Origin of the sequence: Micromonospora sp. NPDC004551, from assembly GCF_040609975.1 — a bacterium.
Taxonomy (GTDB): Bacteria; Actinomycetota; Actinomycetes; order Mycobacteriales; family Micromonosporaceae; genus Micromonospora.
Genome location: NZ_JBEXLM010000088.1, coordinates 1 through 1,054, shown reverse-complemented (window position 1 = coordinate 1,054; position 1,054 = coordinate 1). Strand labels below are relative to the sequence as shown.

General features: G+C 59.9%; 1 rRNA gene. It reads left to right on the top strand.

Annotation, left to right across the window (positions count from 1 at the left end):
• Window positions 1–770: 770 nt before the first annotated feature.
• Window positions 771–1,054, top strand: a 16S ribosomal RNA gene (locus tag ABZW14_RS34230); the annotation flags it as partial.

Genomic DNA, 1,054 nt, shown 5'->3' with positions numbered 1-1,054 from the left:
CGGACGCCGACGGGCGTCTGAGTGACCTTGACTGACGCAGGTTGACACGCCCATCCCTCATCCGTAATGTTCTCCGAGTTGCCCCGGAGCCGGAACGGTTCCGAGGCCGCCATCCCGCCGCTTCGCGGCACACCACTACTGCACGGCCCTCACCGGGACCAATTTCGGCATGCCGAAATTCGACCGTGACGTGATTATGCGTCAACGAGGAATTCCGCTAACGTAGTGATCACGCCGAAAGGCGCAGCCGAGCAAATAGGCCGCACCACGGCGGACCCCCTCCGACGGGGATTCGGAAACGAATTCGGACCGGCAACGGAACGAAACGGATCTGATAGAGTCGGAAAGGCCGGAAAGCGAAAGCCGGACGGCCTGGCCCGCTCCAACAGGGCGCCGGAGACGGAAACGGATCTGGTAAGGTTGGAAACGCGAAGAAGCCGAAAGGCGGAAACGCACCGGCGAAAATCAGGACCGCGAGGATCTGATAGAGTCGGAAACGCAAGACCGAAGGGAAGCGCCCGGAGAGCCTGGTGAAACAGGCACAAAGGAAGCGTCCGTTCCTTGAGAACTCAACAGCGTGCCAAAAGTCAACGCCAGATATGTTGATACCCCGTTCCCCGGAAACATCGTGGGGGATGAGGTTCCTTTGAAAAGCCCACCACGGCCCACGCGGTCGGGGTGGCACACACAGCGAGGACGCTGTGAACGACCGGACCTATTCCGTCTGGTTGTTCCGCTCTCGTGTGTGTTGACCCGATTACGGGTAAACATTCACGGAGAGTTTGATCCTGGCTCAGGACGAACGCTGGCGGCGTGCTTAACACATGCAAGTCGAACGATGAACCTCCTTCGGGAGGGGATTAGTGGCGAACGGGTGAGTAACACGTGGGCAATCTGCCCTTCACTCTGGGACAAGCCCTGGAAACGGGGTCTAATACCGGATACGACCTCCGACCGCATGGTCTGGTGGTGGAAAGCTCCGGCGGTGAAGGATGAGCCCGCGGCCTATCAGCTTGTTGGTGGGGTGATGGCCTACCAAGGCGACGACGGGTAG